Source organism: Paracoccaceae bacterium, from assembly GCA_019454225.1.
Lineage (GTDB): Bacteria > Pseudomonadota > Alphaproteobacteria > Rhodobacterales > Rhodobacteraceae.
On sequence record CP075370.1, the window covers coordinates 181,716 to 196,807 of the forward strand.

Below are 15,092 nucleotides of genomic sequence, written 5' to 3' on the forward strand. Positions count from 1 at the left end.
TGCCCTGTGAAAAAGATCCTGAACGACCCTTTCACCTATGCCGACCAGACCCTTGCGGGGCTGTGCCGAGCCTATCCGCAGTACTACCGCCTTGTGGATGGCACCACGCGCGTGATCGCGCGCGCGGGCAGCCCCCGGCCCGGCAAGGTGGGCATCGTGTCGGGCGGCGGGTCGGGGCACCTTCCGGTTTTCACGGGCTATGTCGGCCCGGGCTTTCTGGACGCAGTGGCCAGCGGCGATGTCTTTGCCTCGCCCTCGGCCGACGAGATGGCCACAGCGATCCGCGCCGCGGATGCAGGCGCAGGAGTGCTGCGCCTGTATGGCAACTATGGCGGCGACGTCATGAACTTCGACATGGCGGGCGATCTGGCCGAGATGGACGGGATCACCTGCACCACCGTTCTTCTGGCGGATGACGTGGCGAGCGCCCCCTTGGTCGAGCGCGAAAAGCGGCGCGGTGTGGCGGGCATGGTGCTGGCCTTCAAGATCGCGGGGGCGGCGGCCGAGGCGGGGCTGGATCTGGCCGGTGTCACGCAGGTTGCCCAGAGGGCGGCCGATGGCTGCCGCAGCATGGGCGTCGCGCTGTCGCCCTGCATCGTGCCGCAGGCGGGCAGGCCCACCTTCACCCTGGCCGGTGACGAGATGGAGATCGGCATGGGCATCCACGGTGAACCGGGCGTCATGCGCGGCAAGCTGCAGACAGCCGACCAGATCGCGGACGCGATGCTGGACCCGATCCTGGCCGATCTGTCGCTTGCGCGCGGAGCGCGCGTGGCGGTGCTGGTCAACAGCCTGGGCGCTACCCCGGTCGAGGAGTTGTTCATTCTGTACAACCGGATCGCGGACCGGCTGGAGGCCGCGGGGATCACGCCCGCCCATCGCATCGTGGGGCGCTATGCGACCTCGATGGAAATGGCGGGCGCCTCGGTCTCGTTGCTGCCGCTGGATGATGAACTTGCGGGCTATCTGGCCGCCCCCGCGGAATGCGCCTTCTGGAAGGTGTGACCATGGCAATGACGACGGCTTCGCTGCAGGCGGGCATTGCCGCCGTGCTGGCACACCTGGACGACACCCACGCGATGCTGACCGAACTGGACGGACAGGTGGGCGACGGCGATCTTGGCATCACGCTGATCAAGGCCTTCCGCGAACTGAACCGCATCGCGCCCGACCTGCCCCCCGATCTGGGGCAGGCCTTCATGGTGATGGCGCAGGGGGTGGCCAAGGTGTCCAGCAGCAGCTTCGGCACCTTGCTGGCCACCAGCCTGATGACGGCGGCCAAGGCCACGCGCGGGCAGACCGCGCTGGACTGGGCCGCCCTGCCCCCGATCCTGATCGCGGGGCGCGAGGCGATGTCGGCACGCAGCAAGGCCAACCTTGGCGACAAGACGGTGCTGGATGCGCTTCAATCCGCCGCCGAGGCCGCCGAGGGGACCACCGAACCCGGCGCGATGGCCACGGCGGCCCTGTCGGGCATCGGCACCGCACTGGATGCCTTCCGCGACCAGCCCTGCAAGGTGGGCCGCGCCCGCATCTTCGGTGACCGCACCGTGGGCATGGACGATCCGGGGATGATCGCCCTGCGCGAGATGGTGAACGGACTGGCAGCGGCGACCTGAGCGAGCGACCGATCCGGGGCATCGGTTCCGAGAAGAACTACCTGCGGTTGCGAGCCGGCCTGTGCCCGTCAAACCGGACTGGACCGGAAGCGCGGCATCCAGTCGAACGATCCGGATAGGGGCGTGTATTCCGCGCCAAAGGCACCGTCATAGCCAAGCCCCGCAATCGCGGGCAGAAGCCAGGCATAGTCCACCTCGCCATGGTCAGGTTCGGCCCGGTCGGGGACGGCGGCGAACTGGATGTGGCCGATGGCGGGCAGCGCATCGCGGACGCGGTGCAGAAGATCGCCGTGCACGATCTGCATGTGGTAGCAATCAAACATCACCCGTACCGCGCCATCGGTTGCCTCAACCGCGCGCAGCGCGCCGGGCAGGTCGGACAGGAAGTAGCCCGGCGCATCGCGCGGGTTGAGGGGTTCGATCAGGATACCGATGCCATGAGGAGCGGCCTGCGCGACTGCATAGTGAAGGTTTTCGACATAGGTGGCAAAGGCCGCCTCGCCCGCCGCCTTGCCCGCCATCACGTGGATGTTCTGCGCACGCGACGCCACGGCCCATGCCACCGCCTGATCGATCGCGCCGCGGGCCTCGTTCTCGCGCCCCTGCAGGGCGGACAGGCCGAAGTCACCTGCCTGAACGTTGCCGCGCGCGGTATTGATGCCGAGCAGCGGCAGGCCCGTGTCGCGCAGCGCCGCGGCCACCGACTGCGGGTCGGTATCATAGGGCCAGTGCGTCTCGACTGCCGAAAATCCCGCTGCATGAGCGGCGCGGATCGCATCTGGCAGGGACCGGTCGCGGAACAGGAACCCGAGGTTGGCGGAAAGGCGCATCACCCATCCCATTCGATGTTGAAGTGATCGACAATCCCGCGCACCTGGTCCGGCGACAGGACCCGGGGCCGCAGCCCCTGTGTCAGCAGCATCAGTTTCGCGGTTTCCTCAAGCTCTTCCATGGCATGGGCCGCCGCCTCCAGATCGCGGGCGGCCACGACGGGGCCGTGGTGCGCCAGCAGGACGGCCGAGCGTTTGCCGGCAAGGCCGCGCACCGCATCGCCCATCGCCGGGTCCCCCGGCATGAAATAGGGCAGGAGCTTGACCCGCCCCAGACGCATGACCGAATAGGCAGTCAGGGGCGGGAACACGCAGTCCGGGTCGATGTCGGGCATCACCGACACCGCCACGGAATGGGTGGAGTGCAAATGCACAACGGCCCCCGCCCTTGCCCCACGCGTGTCGTAAAGGGCCGAATGCAGGGGCATCTCCTTTGTCGGTGCATCCCCCGACACGAACTGCCCGCTTGCGTCGAAGAGCGACAGACGCCCGGGGTCCAGATCGCCGAAGGATACCCCTGTGGGCGTGACCAGCAATCCTCCGTCCGGCAGACGGGCCGAGATGTTGCCGCTGCTTCCGGCTGTCAGACCTCGTGCGAACATCGACGCGGCGATGCGGCAGATGCTTTCGCGCAGGCGGGATCGTTCGGTCATGGGGAGGTGTCTACAGCCAGAACGCGGGCGGCCTTTGCAAAGAAATCGGGTGCGCCGAAGTTGCCCGACTTCAGAGCCAGCGTCATTCCGGTTTCAGGCACCCGCAGGGCAGGCACACCGGGGTCGATCTCGGGCCCGATGGTGAAGGCCGGGATGCCCAGTGCCGACACTACCGCGCCCGAGGTTTCGCCACCGGCCACGACCAGCCGTTTCACACCCCGTGCCGCAAGTTCGCGGGCAAGGGCTGCAAAGAACGCCTCGACCTGGTGGGCGATGCGGTCGCGGCCATGGCGCGCCTGTGCTTCGGCGACTGTCTCGGGGTCGGCCGAGGACCAGACGAGCGGCGGACCTTCCGCGCCCTGCGCTGCCATCACCCACGCGGCCACGGAAGCCGGATCGGCGGTGCCCGCAATGATGTCATCCGCCGTCACCTCGCGCGCAGGATGGCGCGCACGGTGTTCGGCGATCTGGCGGCGGCTTGCGACCGAGCATGACCCGCACAGCGCGGCCATGGGCCCTGCACTTCCCTGCCATTCCATGCCCGCCTGCCCCATCAGCCCCGCGCGGCGGAAATTCGCGGGCAAGCCAAGGGCAATGCCCGACCCGCCGCTGATCAGCACGTCATCCGCAGCAGCGGCGCCGATGGCCACAAGGTCGGCGTCGTGGATCGCATCCGCGACCAGATAGCGCGCGCCCTGTGCGACCGCTGCCTGCATGGCCGTGGCGATGGCCGCCGGGCCCGCCATCACGGTGGAATGGGGCACATGGCCCACACCCCGCGCTGTCTGCCGCGACAACCAGCGCCGCAGGTCGGGGTCGGTCATCGGTGTCAGGGGATGGTTCTGCATGCCGGACTCGCTCAGCAGCCTGTCCCCGACGAACAGATGGCCCTGATAGATGGACCGCCCCGTGGCCGGAAATGCCGGGCAGACGATCGCATGGGGCGCCCCCAGCGAGTCGCTCAGCGCATCCAGCACCGGGCCGATGTTGCCCTCCGGCGTGGAATCAAAGGTCGAGCAATACTTGAACAGGATCTGTCGGCAGCCCTGCCCCCGCAGCCATTTCAGCGCGGCCAACGACTGCTCCACCGCGACCGCCGCAGGTGCCGTGCGGGTCTTCAGCGCGACCACCCCTGCCTCAACCCACGGCCCCGCATCCATGGCCGGCACGCCGTTGAACTGGACCGTGCGCATCCCGCCCTTTGACAGGGTGTTGGCGAGGTCTGATGACCCGGTGAAATCGTCGCCAATGCACCCCAGAAGCATCGCGTCCCCCTACCGCGCCTCAGCAATGCTGCCGGGGTCAAGGCCCAGCAGGTGCCCTGCCACGTGGCCGAACTGCGCGGCCACCATTTCCGGCCCGGTCTGCACGCGCAAACCCCGTGCCTGTGCTGCGACCAGCCAAGGGGTCATCGCAGGCGTGGGCACCACATCCACCACAAGGCAATCGGGGGGCAGCAGGGTCACATCGAATGGCAGCACCGTTTCGCCGTTCATGCCCAGTGGGGTGGCGTTGCAGGCGACGTCCGGGCGCAGGTCGGCGGGCACGTCGGTCGCCACCCGAAGCGCGGGAAACGCCGCCGACAGCCGCGCGACCAGCACGTCGCGCCGTGCCGCGTCCAGGTCCAGCACCGCGATCCGCGCGATGCCGCGCCGTGCCGCCTCATGCGCGATGGCCGACCCGGCACCGCCTGCGCCGATCAGCAGCAGTTCGCCCCCCCTGAGGCGCGCACCATGGCCCGCCATGGCGGAAACACAGCCGATGCCATCGGTCATGGTGCCGGTCAGCCGGCCATCGGTCTCGCGGCGGATCACGTTGCAGGCCGCGTTGAAGGCCGCCGCCCCGTCGGCATGATCGAGCAGGGGATAGGCCGCCTGCTTGTGCGGATAGGTGACGACCGCGCCGACGCAACCCTGCCAGTGCCGCATCACGGACAGCAGCGCAGGCAAACCGGCCTCGTCCACCGCTGCGCCCACCATGACCACATCATGCCCAGCGCGCGCTGCCCAGTCGTTGAACAGCGCGGGCGTGCGGGCCTTGTCGACCGGCCGGCCGACCATGAGGCAGACCCTGGTGGCCCCCGTCACCGGCCCCATCATTCGCCCCCCGTGCCGATGCGCCGCCGAGCGCGCAGGCCCAGCCTGCGCTTCACCCACGGCACCTGCGACAGGATCACCAGCGTGATGATCGTCACCAGCACCGCCGAGATCGGCCGCGTGAAGAACGCGGAATAGTCGCCATCCGCCAGCGTCATCGCACGGCGCAGGTTGCGGTCCAGCAGTTCGCCCAACACGATGCCCAGAACCAGCGGCGCCATCGGATAGTTCAGAAGCCGCAGTCCGTATCCCACGACGCCAAAGAACACGACCACCCAGATGTCGAAGATCCGTGACTGGATCGCGTAGGGACCGACAAAGCACAGCACCGCCACGATGGGCATCAGATAACTGTTCTTCACCCGCAGGATCATCACCATGGTGCGCGTCAGGCCAAGGCCGAACACCACGATCCCGATCGTGGCGATGAACAGCATCGCGATCACATCGTAGATCATCTGCGGCGTTGTCACCATCATCATCGGTCCGGGTTGCGCGCCGTGGATGATCATGGCTGCCATCAGCACCGCCGCCACGCCGGAGCCCGGAATGGCCAGCGTCAGCACCGGGATGATCGCACCGGGAACGGCGGCATTGTTGCCGGTTTCGGCGGCCATCAGCCCCTCGACCGACCCCTTGCCGTACTGTTCGGGGTTCTTCGAGAGCCGCTTGGCCAGCGCATAGGACGACCAGGCACCCACATCCTCGCCCACCCCCGGCAGGAGACCGATGAAGGTGCCGATCACACCCGACCGCAGCGCCGTCCAGCGATAGCGGAAGATTTCGCGCCAGCGCGGGACGATGCGGTCCGAAGCGTCGGTCACCACCCCCTCGCCCCGTCGCCGCATGACATAGAGCACCTCGGCAAACCCGAAGGCGCCGACCATCGCAGGCAGCAGCGCGATGCCGCCCGTCATTTCGACAAAGCCGAAGGTGTAGCGTTCGTAACCGTGGAACGCCTCGCGCCCCACCATGGCAACCAGCAGGCCCAGGGCGCCCGCGATCCAGCCCTTGACCGGATCATTGCCAGACAGGTTGCCCGAGATCACGACGCCAAAGATGGCCAGCCAGAAGAACTCATACGCCCCGAAGGACAGCGCGAATTCGCCCAGGGGCGGGGTGATCAATGTCAGCAGGATCAGCCCGACCATCGTGCCGACAGCCGACCCGATCGTGGCGATGCCCATTGCCTGCCCGGCCAACCCCTTTTGTGCCAGCGCAAAGCCATCCAGCGCAGTGGCAGCACTGGAGGGCGTGCCGGGTATGTTCAGCAGGATGGCGCTGCGCGACCCGCCATAGATCGCCAGCACATAGGTGCAGATCAGCACGAGGATGGCGTCTGTCGGTTCGAGCTGGATGGTCATCGTGGTCAGCAGTGCAAGGCCCATCGTGGCGGTAAGCCCCGGCAGCGCCCCGATGATCAGGCCGCCCAGACAGGCTGCCGCGGCCAGCATCAGCGATTGAAGGTCCAGCAGCCGCCCGAAGGCGTCGCCCAGCATCGCAAGGTTGTCGAGCATGACGGCGGATCCTACGGCAGGCGCACGAGAAAGACGGTCTGGAACACGAAGCTGACAGCAACGGCGACCAGCACACCCGCGATCGCGGCCTTGACACCCAGGATGGCCAGCGCGCGCTGCCCGCCCACGGGCAGGTTGAACACGAACACGAAGGTCGTGACGAACAGGAAGGTCGCCACACCGAAGTGAACCCGCCCGATCAAACCAAGGCCATAGATCATCATCAGCCCGAGGGCGATCAGCACGCGGCGGCCGCCCGAACCCTCTGCATCGAAATAGGCGATGACCTCGCCACCCATGCTGCGCAGCGTCATCACCAGGCCCAGAACGGCAATCGCCCCGCCGATCATTGCAGGCACAAGGCCAGGGCCGGTCTGGAACGTGGCGCCCAGGTAGTCCCGCGTCTCCATCGTCAGGGCATGGGCCACGATGACCGCGCCGAATATCATCCAGCCGATCCCGCTCAGCCGGTCGACAGTGCGTTCGCGCGGGTTCTGCATGGCGGCGGTCCTTTCGCGGTAAGCACAGGCGGCGGACGCATCGCCCGCCGCCTGCGGTTGTCGGGTGGGCGCCGGTCAGGGGCGCGGGATGCCCAGCGTATCCGGCGAGACCTTGGCGACGCCGCTGTCGAACATGCGCCAGGCGCTTTCGGCAACGGCCGCCTTCGCCATTTCCATCGCCTTGTCGCCAGTGGCGGGCGAGAAGATCGAACCGCGACCCGCCGCAAAGGCCTTGACCGCGTCTGAATTGGCGATCTTTTCGTTCCAGATCTTGTCAAGCGTGGCCACGACCTCATCCGGCACACCCTTGGGAACGAAGATGCCTACCTGGATCACCAAGCCCGGGGCGTTGAAATCCGGGAAGGTATCAGTGATCGGCGGGATGGCGCCATAGCCTTCCATCACCAGCGGCGCATCGGCCAGAACGGCCAGCGGGCGCACGCGCTTGCCCTTGATCATCTCGGCCTGACCGGGGCCAGATTGCGTGGTTGCCTGCACCTCGCCCGAGACCACGGCCACCATTGTCGGTGCATCACCGTCATAGGTCACCGCCCGGAAATCGCCGCCAACATGCTGGGCAAATGCCTGCATCGCCGAATGCGCGGTCGACGGAATGCCCGAGGTGCCGATGGTCAGCTTGCCGGGATTCTCCTTCATGTAGGCCACGACGTCCTGCACCGTCTGGAAGGGCGTATCGTTGCCCACCGTCAGCACCGGCGCATTGCGCACGATCAGATACAGATGCCAGTCCTCGATCTTCGTATCCAGCAACTGCTGCACCCCGTAGGTGCCCAGATCCTGCACCCCGCCCGAAGTCCAGGTATATCCGTCGCGGGGCGCATCCAGCGCGCCCTTCGTGCCAACGGTGCCCGTGGCGCCAGTCTGGTTCACGACGACAAAGTTTGCCCCCATCTCCTTTTGCAACTCGCCCGCCATGAAGCGGATGATCGAGTCAGTCGCACCACCGGCCGCCCAGGGCACGATGATGCGGATGGGCTGCTCGGGCTTCCAGTCCTGCGCAAGGGCCGGCGCCGAAACGCCCGCCGCAAACATGGCAAGCGCAGCGACCGCCACGCGTCGCGTCAAATTCATCATTGAGCTCTCCTCCGAACGGTTCCTTCGCGCACTCCGCAAGGACGTGCCGACCTCCCTGTCACATCGCTGATGTAACCGGATACATAAAAGCGCCACGACCCCCCCCTGTCAACAGATTCCGCCGGTTCCATGTGGAGAATTCCTTGTTTGACAGTGCAGGACGCATGATCTCCGATGCGATCGGCAAGCGATGATACCGCCTGACATCCGTGGCAGACTTAGCGGTTACATGGGATGCGAAAGGGCGCTAACCCTGCGGCGGGGGACCAGACGACGCCCGGACAATGAAGCGCGAGGGCAGTTCCACGCTCGCCACGTCACTGGCACCTTCTATCATCCGCAGGATCACACGCGCGGCGTGGCGACCGACCTCGTCGCTGGGGCCGCGCACGGTGGTGATGGGAACGGGCAGTTCCTCCATGATCTCGATGTCGTCATAGGCGACGATCGACATGTCCTCGGGCACGCGGATGCCCTGCGCCTGCGCCTCCAGCAAGGCGCCTACGGCGAGGAACGGGTTGCCGCCGATCAGCACCGTGGGCAGAGGCTTGCGTTCTGTCAGCTTGCGGAACAGGGCGCGGCCTTCGGAAATGCTCCAGTGGCCTTCCAGCGCGTGGGCACGCGGAATCGCGATGCCGTGTTCGGCCAATGCGGCCTGCACGCCATCCCACCGGGCCTTGGCGCGGTCATTGCCTTCGCGTGACTGTGCGATCATGCCGAACCGCCGGTGCCCCAGTCCGATCAGGTACTCGGTCATCTTGTACAGCGCGCTATAGCTGTCGGGTCCGATACAGGGCACGCTGGCTGCGGGGTCGAAGACGAAGGTATAGACGAAGGGCACCTTCTGCTTGCGCAGCAGCGCCTCGATATCGGCGGGCCGTTCGCGCCCGACCAGCACGATCCCGTCAACGCCCCGTTCGATCAGCTTCAGCAGTTGCCGACGCTCCTCGTCGAACGAGTATCGCGAATGCGCCAGCAGAAGCGTGTAGTTGCGCGTGTTCAGTTCGTCCTGCAGCCCGTCGATGGCGCGGGCAAACAGGCCCTGCGCCAGCGACGGGAACACCGCGCCCACGGTGAACGTGCGCCGCGTGGCCAGCGCCCGGGCCGCGCCGCTGGGCACCCAGCCGAGATCGCGGATCACCATGTCGATACGGGCGCGCAGTTCGGGCGACACCGTGTCGGGTGCATTGATGGCGCGCGACACGGTGGCGGTGGACACGCCTGCGATGCTGGCCACCTGCCGCAGGCCCACGGGTTTCGACACGCCATTCTCGGCGGCACGCATCGGCGGGCTCTGCATCTCCGGCTTGGCCACGGTCGCCCGTTCCCCCTACCCTGTGGCGACGGTCACACGACCCGCTGTTCCTGCACGCCCAGCCCTTCGACCGACAGGCGCATCACGTCGCCCCTCTTCAGGTATTTCGGCGGCTTCATCCCCAGTCCCACACCGGGCGGCGTGCCGGTGGTGATGATATCGCCTGCTTCGAGGATCAGGAACTGGCTCAGGTGCGAAACGATCTCGTCGCAGGGAAAGATCATGTTGCGCGTGGTGCTGTTCTGGATGCGCTGGCCGTTCAGCTCCAACCACAACGTCAGGTTCTGCACGTCCGCGATCTCGTCCGGCGTCACCAGCCAGGGCCCGATAGGGCCAAAGGTGGGGCAACCCTTGCCCTTGGCCCATTGTCCACCGCCCTGCTCCAGCTGATAGGCGCGCTCCGACACGTCGTTGCACACGAAGTACCCTGCGATATGCGATGCCGCCTCTTCGCGGCTGACGCGCCAGGCGCGTTTGCCGATCAGGAACGCGATCTCGACCTCCCAGTCGCTTTTCATCGACCCTTCGGGCAGCACCACATCATCGTTCGGCCCAACGATGCAGGATCGCGCCTTGCTGAAGAGGATCGGCTGCTCGGGGATCGGCGCGTTCGACTCGCGTGCGTGATCCTCATAGTTCAGGCCGATCGCGTGGAACGACGCCACGTTGCCCACGCAGGGCCCAAGGCGCGGATTGCCCGGCACCAGCGGCAGGCTGGCCGGATCGACCGAGGCCAGCCGAGCGATCGAGCCATCCTCGAACGCCTGACCGGTGATATCCGCAATCAGGCCCGACAGGTCGCGGATGCCGCCGTTCGCGTCCAGCATTCCGGGTTTTTCCTGGCCTGCCTCGCCATAGCGCACAAACTTCATGCTTGGATTTCCTTCTGTGTGTTGCGGGGCGGCCGCGCGACGACGTCCTCATGACGGATCATGTAGTCAAGCCGGTATAAGCCGCGACCCGCGGGCAACCCAAGCCCCGCCTTGCGCAGCGCCGTATCGGACAGCATACCGGCCCGGACAGCGGCGGCGGCCGGTTCGGTGACAGCCTCGGCAATCAGTATTCCGGCCCATGTCACATCGGGCGTCCGGCGAAGTCTGGTTTCCGAGGTGACCTGCGGCGGCCCTTCATCGCGCAGGAACAGATGCGCGGCGCAGATCGCGGCATCGCCCACAAGGCCGGAAACGAACGCCTCGGCCGCATCGACGTCGGCCACAACGGGAAAGCGAAGGACCTCGGCAAACACACCAATGCCCATGCCGCTGCTGGCGGCGACGCGGCACAGGGTGCGCGACACGTCGGTGAACTGCGCCACCACTTTCTGTGTCCAGGGCGAGGGATCGTTCAGCCGCGCAAGATAGGCAGCCGACCGCAGCACATCCGGCGATTCCACCTCGTAGTAGTTGAAGTAGGCCGGCTGCCCGTCAACCGCGGAATAGCGCCGTCCGCTGACGAACCCGGGAATGCCGACACGTTCGGGTATGTGCTCCCGGACATGCCATTCGATGAACTCCGCATCCGCATCGTTGGCGATGCCGTTCCAGATCGCGACAGCGCCCTTGCCCTGCAACGCCATGGTCAGCTGTTTGGCAGGCTGGTGGCCTGCAGTTTTCTGGCCCAGCGCATGATATGCTTGCCGACCGCCACGATCTCGTCGTGCTGGTTGACAACACGGATGTCGGCCGTGCTCTTGCCCGCGCCCTTGTCCACCGACTCCACCGTGTAGTGGGTCGTCACGGTGTCGCCCAGCAGGACAGGCTTAAGGAACCGGATGCGGTCGAATCCGCTGCCGACGGGGAAGTCCGTCAGCCCGTCCAGATGGATGATGTGCGCGATGCTGAGGGTAGATGCAGTTGACATGTAACCGACAAGCAATGCGCCGTGCGCTATGCGGCCGCCGAGGTTCGAGCGCTCCTTCATGTACTGGTCATTGATATGCGTATCGCTGAAATCGCCCGTCAACCCCGCAAACATCGACACGTCAAACTCGCCAACCGTCTTGGCGAACTTAAAAGTGTCGCCGACGTTCACCATGTCCAGGCCAGACTTGCCCACTTCCATGCTCCCTGGCATCTGCAAACCACTCCAAGGGATCAGGGCCTTGACAAGATGCGGCCCCTCGGATCACTTGTAACCGTTTACAGTTCGTCAGGCACTGCGTCAATAGGCGGCGGTGCCCGGGCACGGGAGGCCTGAAGCATGAAAGTCGTCTCGGCGTCCGATGCCGCGCAACTCGTGCGGGATCGGGCAAGCGTCATCGTGAGCGGTTCGGGCGGTGGGCATGCGGTGCCCGAAGCGGTGATCGCAGCCCTTGGCGAGCGGTTCGAGGCCGAAGCCGTCCCGCGCGACCTCTGCCTGATTCATGTCGTCGGCATCGGCGACCGCATATCGAAAGGGGCCGCCAACTTTGCCCGCCCGGGAATGGTGCGGCGCGTCATCACCTCGGCACTGATCGATTCGCCCGTGTTCATCGACATGGCGCTTGAGGACAGGATCGAGGCCTGGACGCTGCCGCAGGGCGTGCTGTCGCAGATGATGCGCGAGATCGCCAGCGGGCGGCCCGGCGTCATCACCAAGACGGGTCTGCACACCTTCGTCGATCCGCGCCAGTCGGGCGGCCGGCAAAGCCCCTCGGCGCGGGAGGATCTGGTGGAACTCATCTCCATCGATGGCGAGGAGTGGCTGCGGTTCAAGCCCTTTCCCATCGATGTGGCCATCCTGCGCGGCACGACCGCGGATGAGGATGGCAACATCACGATGGAGGAAGAGGCGATCCTTGGCGAGATGCTGTCCACCGCACAGGCCGCGCGGCGCTGCGGCGGCATCGTGATCGTGCAGGTCAAACGGATGGCCAGGCGCGGCACCCTGCCGGGCAAGGCTGTGAAGATTCCCGGAATCCTCGTGGACTACGTCGTGGTCGATCCCGACCAGCGCCAGACCTACGCCACGCATTACAACCCCGCCTATGCGGGCGAATTGCGGGTGCCGCTGGATGCCTTTCGCCCTCTGCCCTTCACCCCCCGCAAGATCGTGGTGCGCCGGTCGGCGATGGAACTGAAACCCGGCGACATCTGCAATCTGGGGGCGGGCATGTCCACTGGAATATCGGCCGTGGCGGCAGAGGAACGCATCCTTGACCGGATCGTGCTGACCAACGAACAGGGCTTTATCGGCGGTGCGCCCCTGACAGGCCCCGATTCCGGTGCCGCGCAGAACTACGCCGCCGCGGTGGACCAGCCCTATCAGTTCGATTTCTACGACGGTGGCGGCATCGACTGTGCCTTCCTGTCCTTTGTCGAGGTGGACGCGCAGGGAAACGTCAACATCAGCCGCTTTGGCAGAAAGATCGTCGGTATCGGCGGCTTCGTGAACATCAGCCAGAACGCGAAAAAGGTCGTGTTCTCGGGCACCTTCACCGCAGGCGGGCTGGACGTGACCTGCGAGGATGGCAAACTGCGCATCCTGCGCGAAGGCCAGCACGCGAAATTCGTGCAGACAATCGAGCAGATTTCCTACTCGGGCCCCTTTGCGCGGCAACAGGGGCGGCAGGCGGTGTTCGTCACCGAACGCGCGGTGTTCCGCATCGCGGATGGCGCGTTCGAACTGATCGAGATCGCGCCCGGCGTTGACCTTGACCGCGACGTGCTGGCCCGAATGTCCTTCCGGCCAAAGGTATCCGACAACCTGCGCATGATGGACGCCCGCATCTTCCGCCCCGAACCCATGGGGCTGCAGAACGATCCGGTCTTTGCCGGGGGGGTCGGAGCATGAAGATCATCGTCACCGGCGGGGCGGGGTTTCTGGGCGCGCGGCTGATTTCCGCGCTGCTTGCCGCGCGGGATTCGGGGCGCGCGGGGCTGCCCGGCTTTGACCGGATCGTGTCACTGGATCTTGGCGCCTGCGCCTTGGCCGATCCGCGGGTGGAATCGCAAACCGGCGATGTGTCGGACCCCGCATTCTTGGCAGCGCATGTCACGGGTGACGTGACCGCAATCTGGCATCTGGCCGCCGTCGTCAGCGGACAGGCCGAAGCGGATTTCAATCTTGGCATGCGCATCAACTTGGACGGCACACGGCAGCTGCTGGAAGCCGCGCGCACCCTGCCCGCGCCGCCCAGGTTCATCTTTGCCAGTTCGCTGGCCGTCTTCGGCGGCGCCCTGCCCGCCACTGTCACCGATGGTCAGGCGCTGTTGCCCGCGTCCTCCTACGGTGCGCAGAAGGCGATCGGGGAACTCCTTGTCGCCGACTATGCGCGCAAGGGCTTCGTGAACGGCGTGGCGTTGCGCCTGCCCACGGTGGTGGTGCGGCCGGGCACACCGAACGCCGCGGCCAGTTCCTTTGCCAGCGGCATCATCCGCGAACCCATGGCGGGGGCAGAGGCGATCTGCCCGGTGCCGACGGACACGCGACTCTGGCTCTCGTCGCCGGATACGGTGGTGGGCAACCTTGTCCACGCCGCCACGCTGCCACGCGGTATCGGGGGCGCCGTCAACCTTCCGGGCCTGTCGGTCACAGTCGCCGAGATGCTGGACAGTCTGGGCCGCATCGGCGGACCGCAGGCGCGCGCAAGGGTGCGCCACGAACCGGATGCCCGCATACAGGCCATCGTCTGCAGTTGGCCCGGCGATTTCGACGTGACCCGCGCCCTGGCTCTGGGGTTCGGGCGGGACACGGATTTTGATGCCGTGGTGCAGCAGCACGCGGCCGCGATGACAGGGGGATAGATGATGGCGGGCGGCAAGGTTCTGATCATCGTGGGCGATGCCAGCGAAACGGTGGATACGCTTTACCCCTATTACCGGCTGATCGAGGGGGGCTTTACCCCCGTGGTCGCGGGCCCCGAGAAACGCGCCTTCCAGATGGTCCTGCATGAAGTGCGCCCCGGCTGGACCATCACCCGTGAATGGGAAGGGTATCAGATCACGGCCGATGTCAGCTTTGCCGAGGTGGACCCGGCCGGCTACCTTGGCATTTTCTTTTCCGGCGGGCGCGCGCCGGAATACATCCGCGACGACGAAGACCTGATCCGCATCACCCGGCATTTCTTTGCCGAGAACAAGCCCGTGGCCAGCGTCTGCCACGGGGTCGAGATTCCCGCCCGTGCGGGCTGCGTTTCCGGGCGGCGCATGGCGACGGTGGCCAAGTGCCGGTTCGATCTTGAGGTCTGCGGCGGAATCTATGTCGACGCGCCTTGCGTGGTTGACGGCAACCTGGTGTCAGGCCGCACCTTTCACGACCACGGGCATTACATGGGCGCCTGGATGGCGCTGCTCGACCGGGCGCAGGGGCCGGGATCGTGACCGACCCTTGCGCTCCGGCATCCGGCGTCCGGATTTGCCACGAGTAGCAGGCTGGAAATGCTGGCCGCCCACGACAATTAACTGGCCCAAGGCCTTTCCCAGACCCCGCAGGGAAGACGGGGCGCGGGTCACGTTCAGGTACCGGCGCACGAACGCCGACGGTTCGG

General features: G+C 66.4%; 16 protein-coding genes. 5 read left to right on the forward strand and 11 right to left on the reverse strand.

Features of this window, described 5'->3' with window-relative positions; all coding sequences use genetic code 11:
• The first annotated feature begins 6 nt into the window (after window positions 1-6).
• The gene (dhaK, locus tag KF887_00925; GenBank protein ID QYK41739.1) at window positions 7-1,005 is read left to right on the forward strand and encodes a dihydroxyacetone kinase subunit DhaK; all 999 of its coding nucleotides are present in this window, start codon (window positions 7-9) and stop codon (window positions 1,003-1,005) included.
• Window positions 984-1,619 (forward strand): dihydroxyacetone kinase subunit L, encoded by a 636-nt coding sequence (locus tag KF887_00930; protein ID QYK41740.1) that lies wholly within the window; start codon window positions 984-986, stop codon window positions 1,617-1,619. The genes dhaK and KF887_00930 overlap by 22 nt, the downstream gene beginning before the upstream one ends.
• 68 nt (window positions 1,620-1,687) lie before the next feature.
• Here KF887_00930 and KF887_00935 read toward each other — a convergent pair whose 3' ends face one another.
• The 11 genes from KF887_00935 to KF887_00985 all read right to left on the reverse strand — a co-directional run bounded on the left by KF887_00935 (window position 1,688) and on the right by KF887_00985 (window position 11,686).
• A complete protein-coding gene (locus KF887_00935) occupies window positions 1,688-2,449 on the reverse strand; it encodes a TIM barrel protein (GenBank protein QYK41741.1) in 762 nt (253 codons plus the stop codon).
• Window positions 2,449-3,102, reverse strand: coding sequence for an aldolase (locus tag KF887_00940; GenBank protein QYK41742.1), 654 nt, complete (start codon window positions 3,100-3,102; stop codon window positions 2,449-2,451). The genes KF887_00935 and KF887_00940 overlap by 1 nt, the downstream gene beginning before the upstream one ends.
• Complete coding sequence (locus KF887_00945; GenBank protein ID QYK41743.1) at window positions 3,099-4,367, reverse strand: four-carbon acid sugar kinase family protein; 1,269 nt, start codon at window positions 4,365-4,367, stop codon at window positions 3,099-3,101. The genes KF887_00940 and KF887_00945 overlap by 4 nt, the downstream gene beginning before the upstream one ends.
• 9 nt (window positions 4,368-4,376) lie before the next feature.
• Window positions 4,377-5,189, reverse strand: coding sequence for a hypothetical protein (locus KF887_00950; protein QYK41744.1), 813 nt, complete (start codon window positions 5,187-5,189; stop codon window positions 4,377-4,379).
• Window positions 5,190-5,197: 8 nt separating this feature from the next.
• The gene (locus KF887_00955; protein ID QYK41745.1) at window positions 5,198-6,715 is read right to left on the reverse strand and encodes a tripartite tricarboxylate transporter permease; all 1,518 of its coding nucleotides are present in this window, start codon (window positions 6,713-6,715) and stop codon (window positions 5,198-5,200) included.
• Between the two features lie 11 nt (window positions 6,716-6,726).
• Entirely contained in the window at window positions 6,727-7,215 is a 489-nt protein-coding gene (locus tag KF887_00960) for a tripartite tricarboxylate transporter TctB family protein (GenBank protein QYK41746.1), read from the reverse strand.
• A 75-nt stretch (window positions 7,216-7,290) separates the two neighbouring features.
• On the reverse strand, window positions 7,291-8,307 hold the full coding sequence (locus KF887_00965; protein QYK41747.1) for a tripartite tricarboxylate transporter substrate binding protein: 1,017 nt from the start codon (window positions 8,305-8,307) through the stop codon (window positions 7,291-7,293).
• A gap of 250 nt (window positions 8,308-8,557) precedes the next feature.
• The gene (locus KF887_00970) at window positions 8,558-9,625 is read right to left on the reverse strand and encodes a substrate-binding domain-containing protein (protein ID QYK41748.1); all 1,068 of its coding nucleotides are present in this window, start codon (window positions 9,623-9,625) and stop codon (window positions 8,558-8,560) included.
• Window positions 9,626-9,657: 32 nt separating this feature from the next.
• Window positions 9,658-10,497: a fumarylacetoacetate hydrolase family protein gene (locus KF887_00975; protein QYK41749.1), complete on the reverse strand. Its 840-nt coding sequence runs from the start codon at window positions 10,495-10,497 to the stop codon at window positions 9,658-9,660.
• Window positions 10,494-11,201 carry a hypothetical protein gene (locus KF887_00980; protein ID QYK41750.1) on the reverse strand — a complete coding sequence of 236 codons (708 nt, stop codon included), beginning with the start codon at window positions 11,199-11,201 and terminating at the stop codon, window positions 10,494-10,496. Before KF887_00980 ends, KF887_00975 begins: the two co-directional genes overlap by 4 nt.
• A 2-nt stretch (window positions 11,202-11,203) precedes the next feature.
• Window positions 11,204-11,686, reverse strand: coding sequence for a hypothetical protein (locus KF887_00985; protein ID QYK41751.1), 483 nt, complete (start codon window positions 11,684-11,686; stop codon window positions 11,204-11,206).
• A gap of 138 nt (window positions 11,687-11,824) precedes the next feature.
• Here KF887_00985 and KF887_00990 point away from each other — a divergent pair, with 138 nt between their 5' ends.
• From KF887_00990 to KF887_01000, 3 genes are read left to right on the forward strand one after another with little or no spacing between them, the layout of a single operon-like run.
• Window positions 11,825-13,396: an acyl CoA:acetate/3-ketoacid CoA transferase gene (locus KF887_00990; protein ID QYK41752.1), complete on the forward strand. Its 1,572-nt coding sequence runs from the start codon at window positions 11,825-11,827 to the stop codon at window positions 13,394-13,396.
• Window positions 13,393-14,349, forward strand: a complete 957-nt coding sequence (locus KF887_00995) for an SDR family oxidoreductase (protein QYK41753.1) — start codon at window positions 13,393-13,395, stop codon at window positions 14,347-14,349. Before KF887_00990 ends, KF887_00995 begins: the two co-directional genes overlap by 4 nt.
• Before the next feature lie 3 nt (window positions 14,350-14,352).
• Entirely contained in the window at window positions 14,353-14,925 is a 573-nt protein-coding gene (locus tag KF887_01000) for a DJ-1/PfpI family protein (GenBank protein QYK41754.1), read from the forward strand.
• Window positions 14,926-15,092 lie beyond the last annotated feature (167 nt).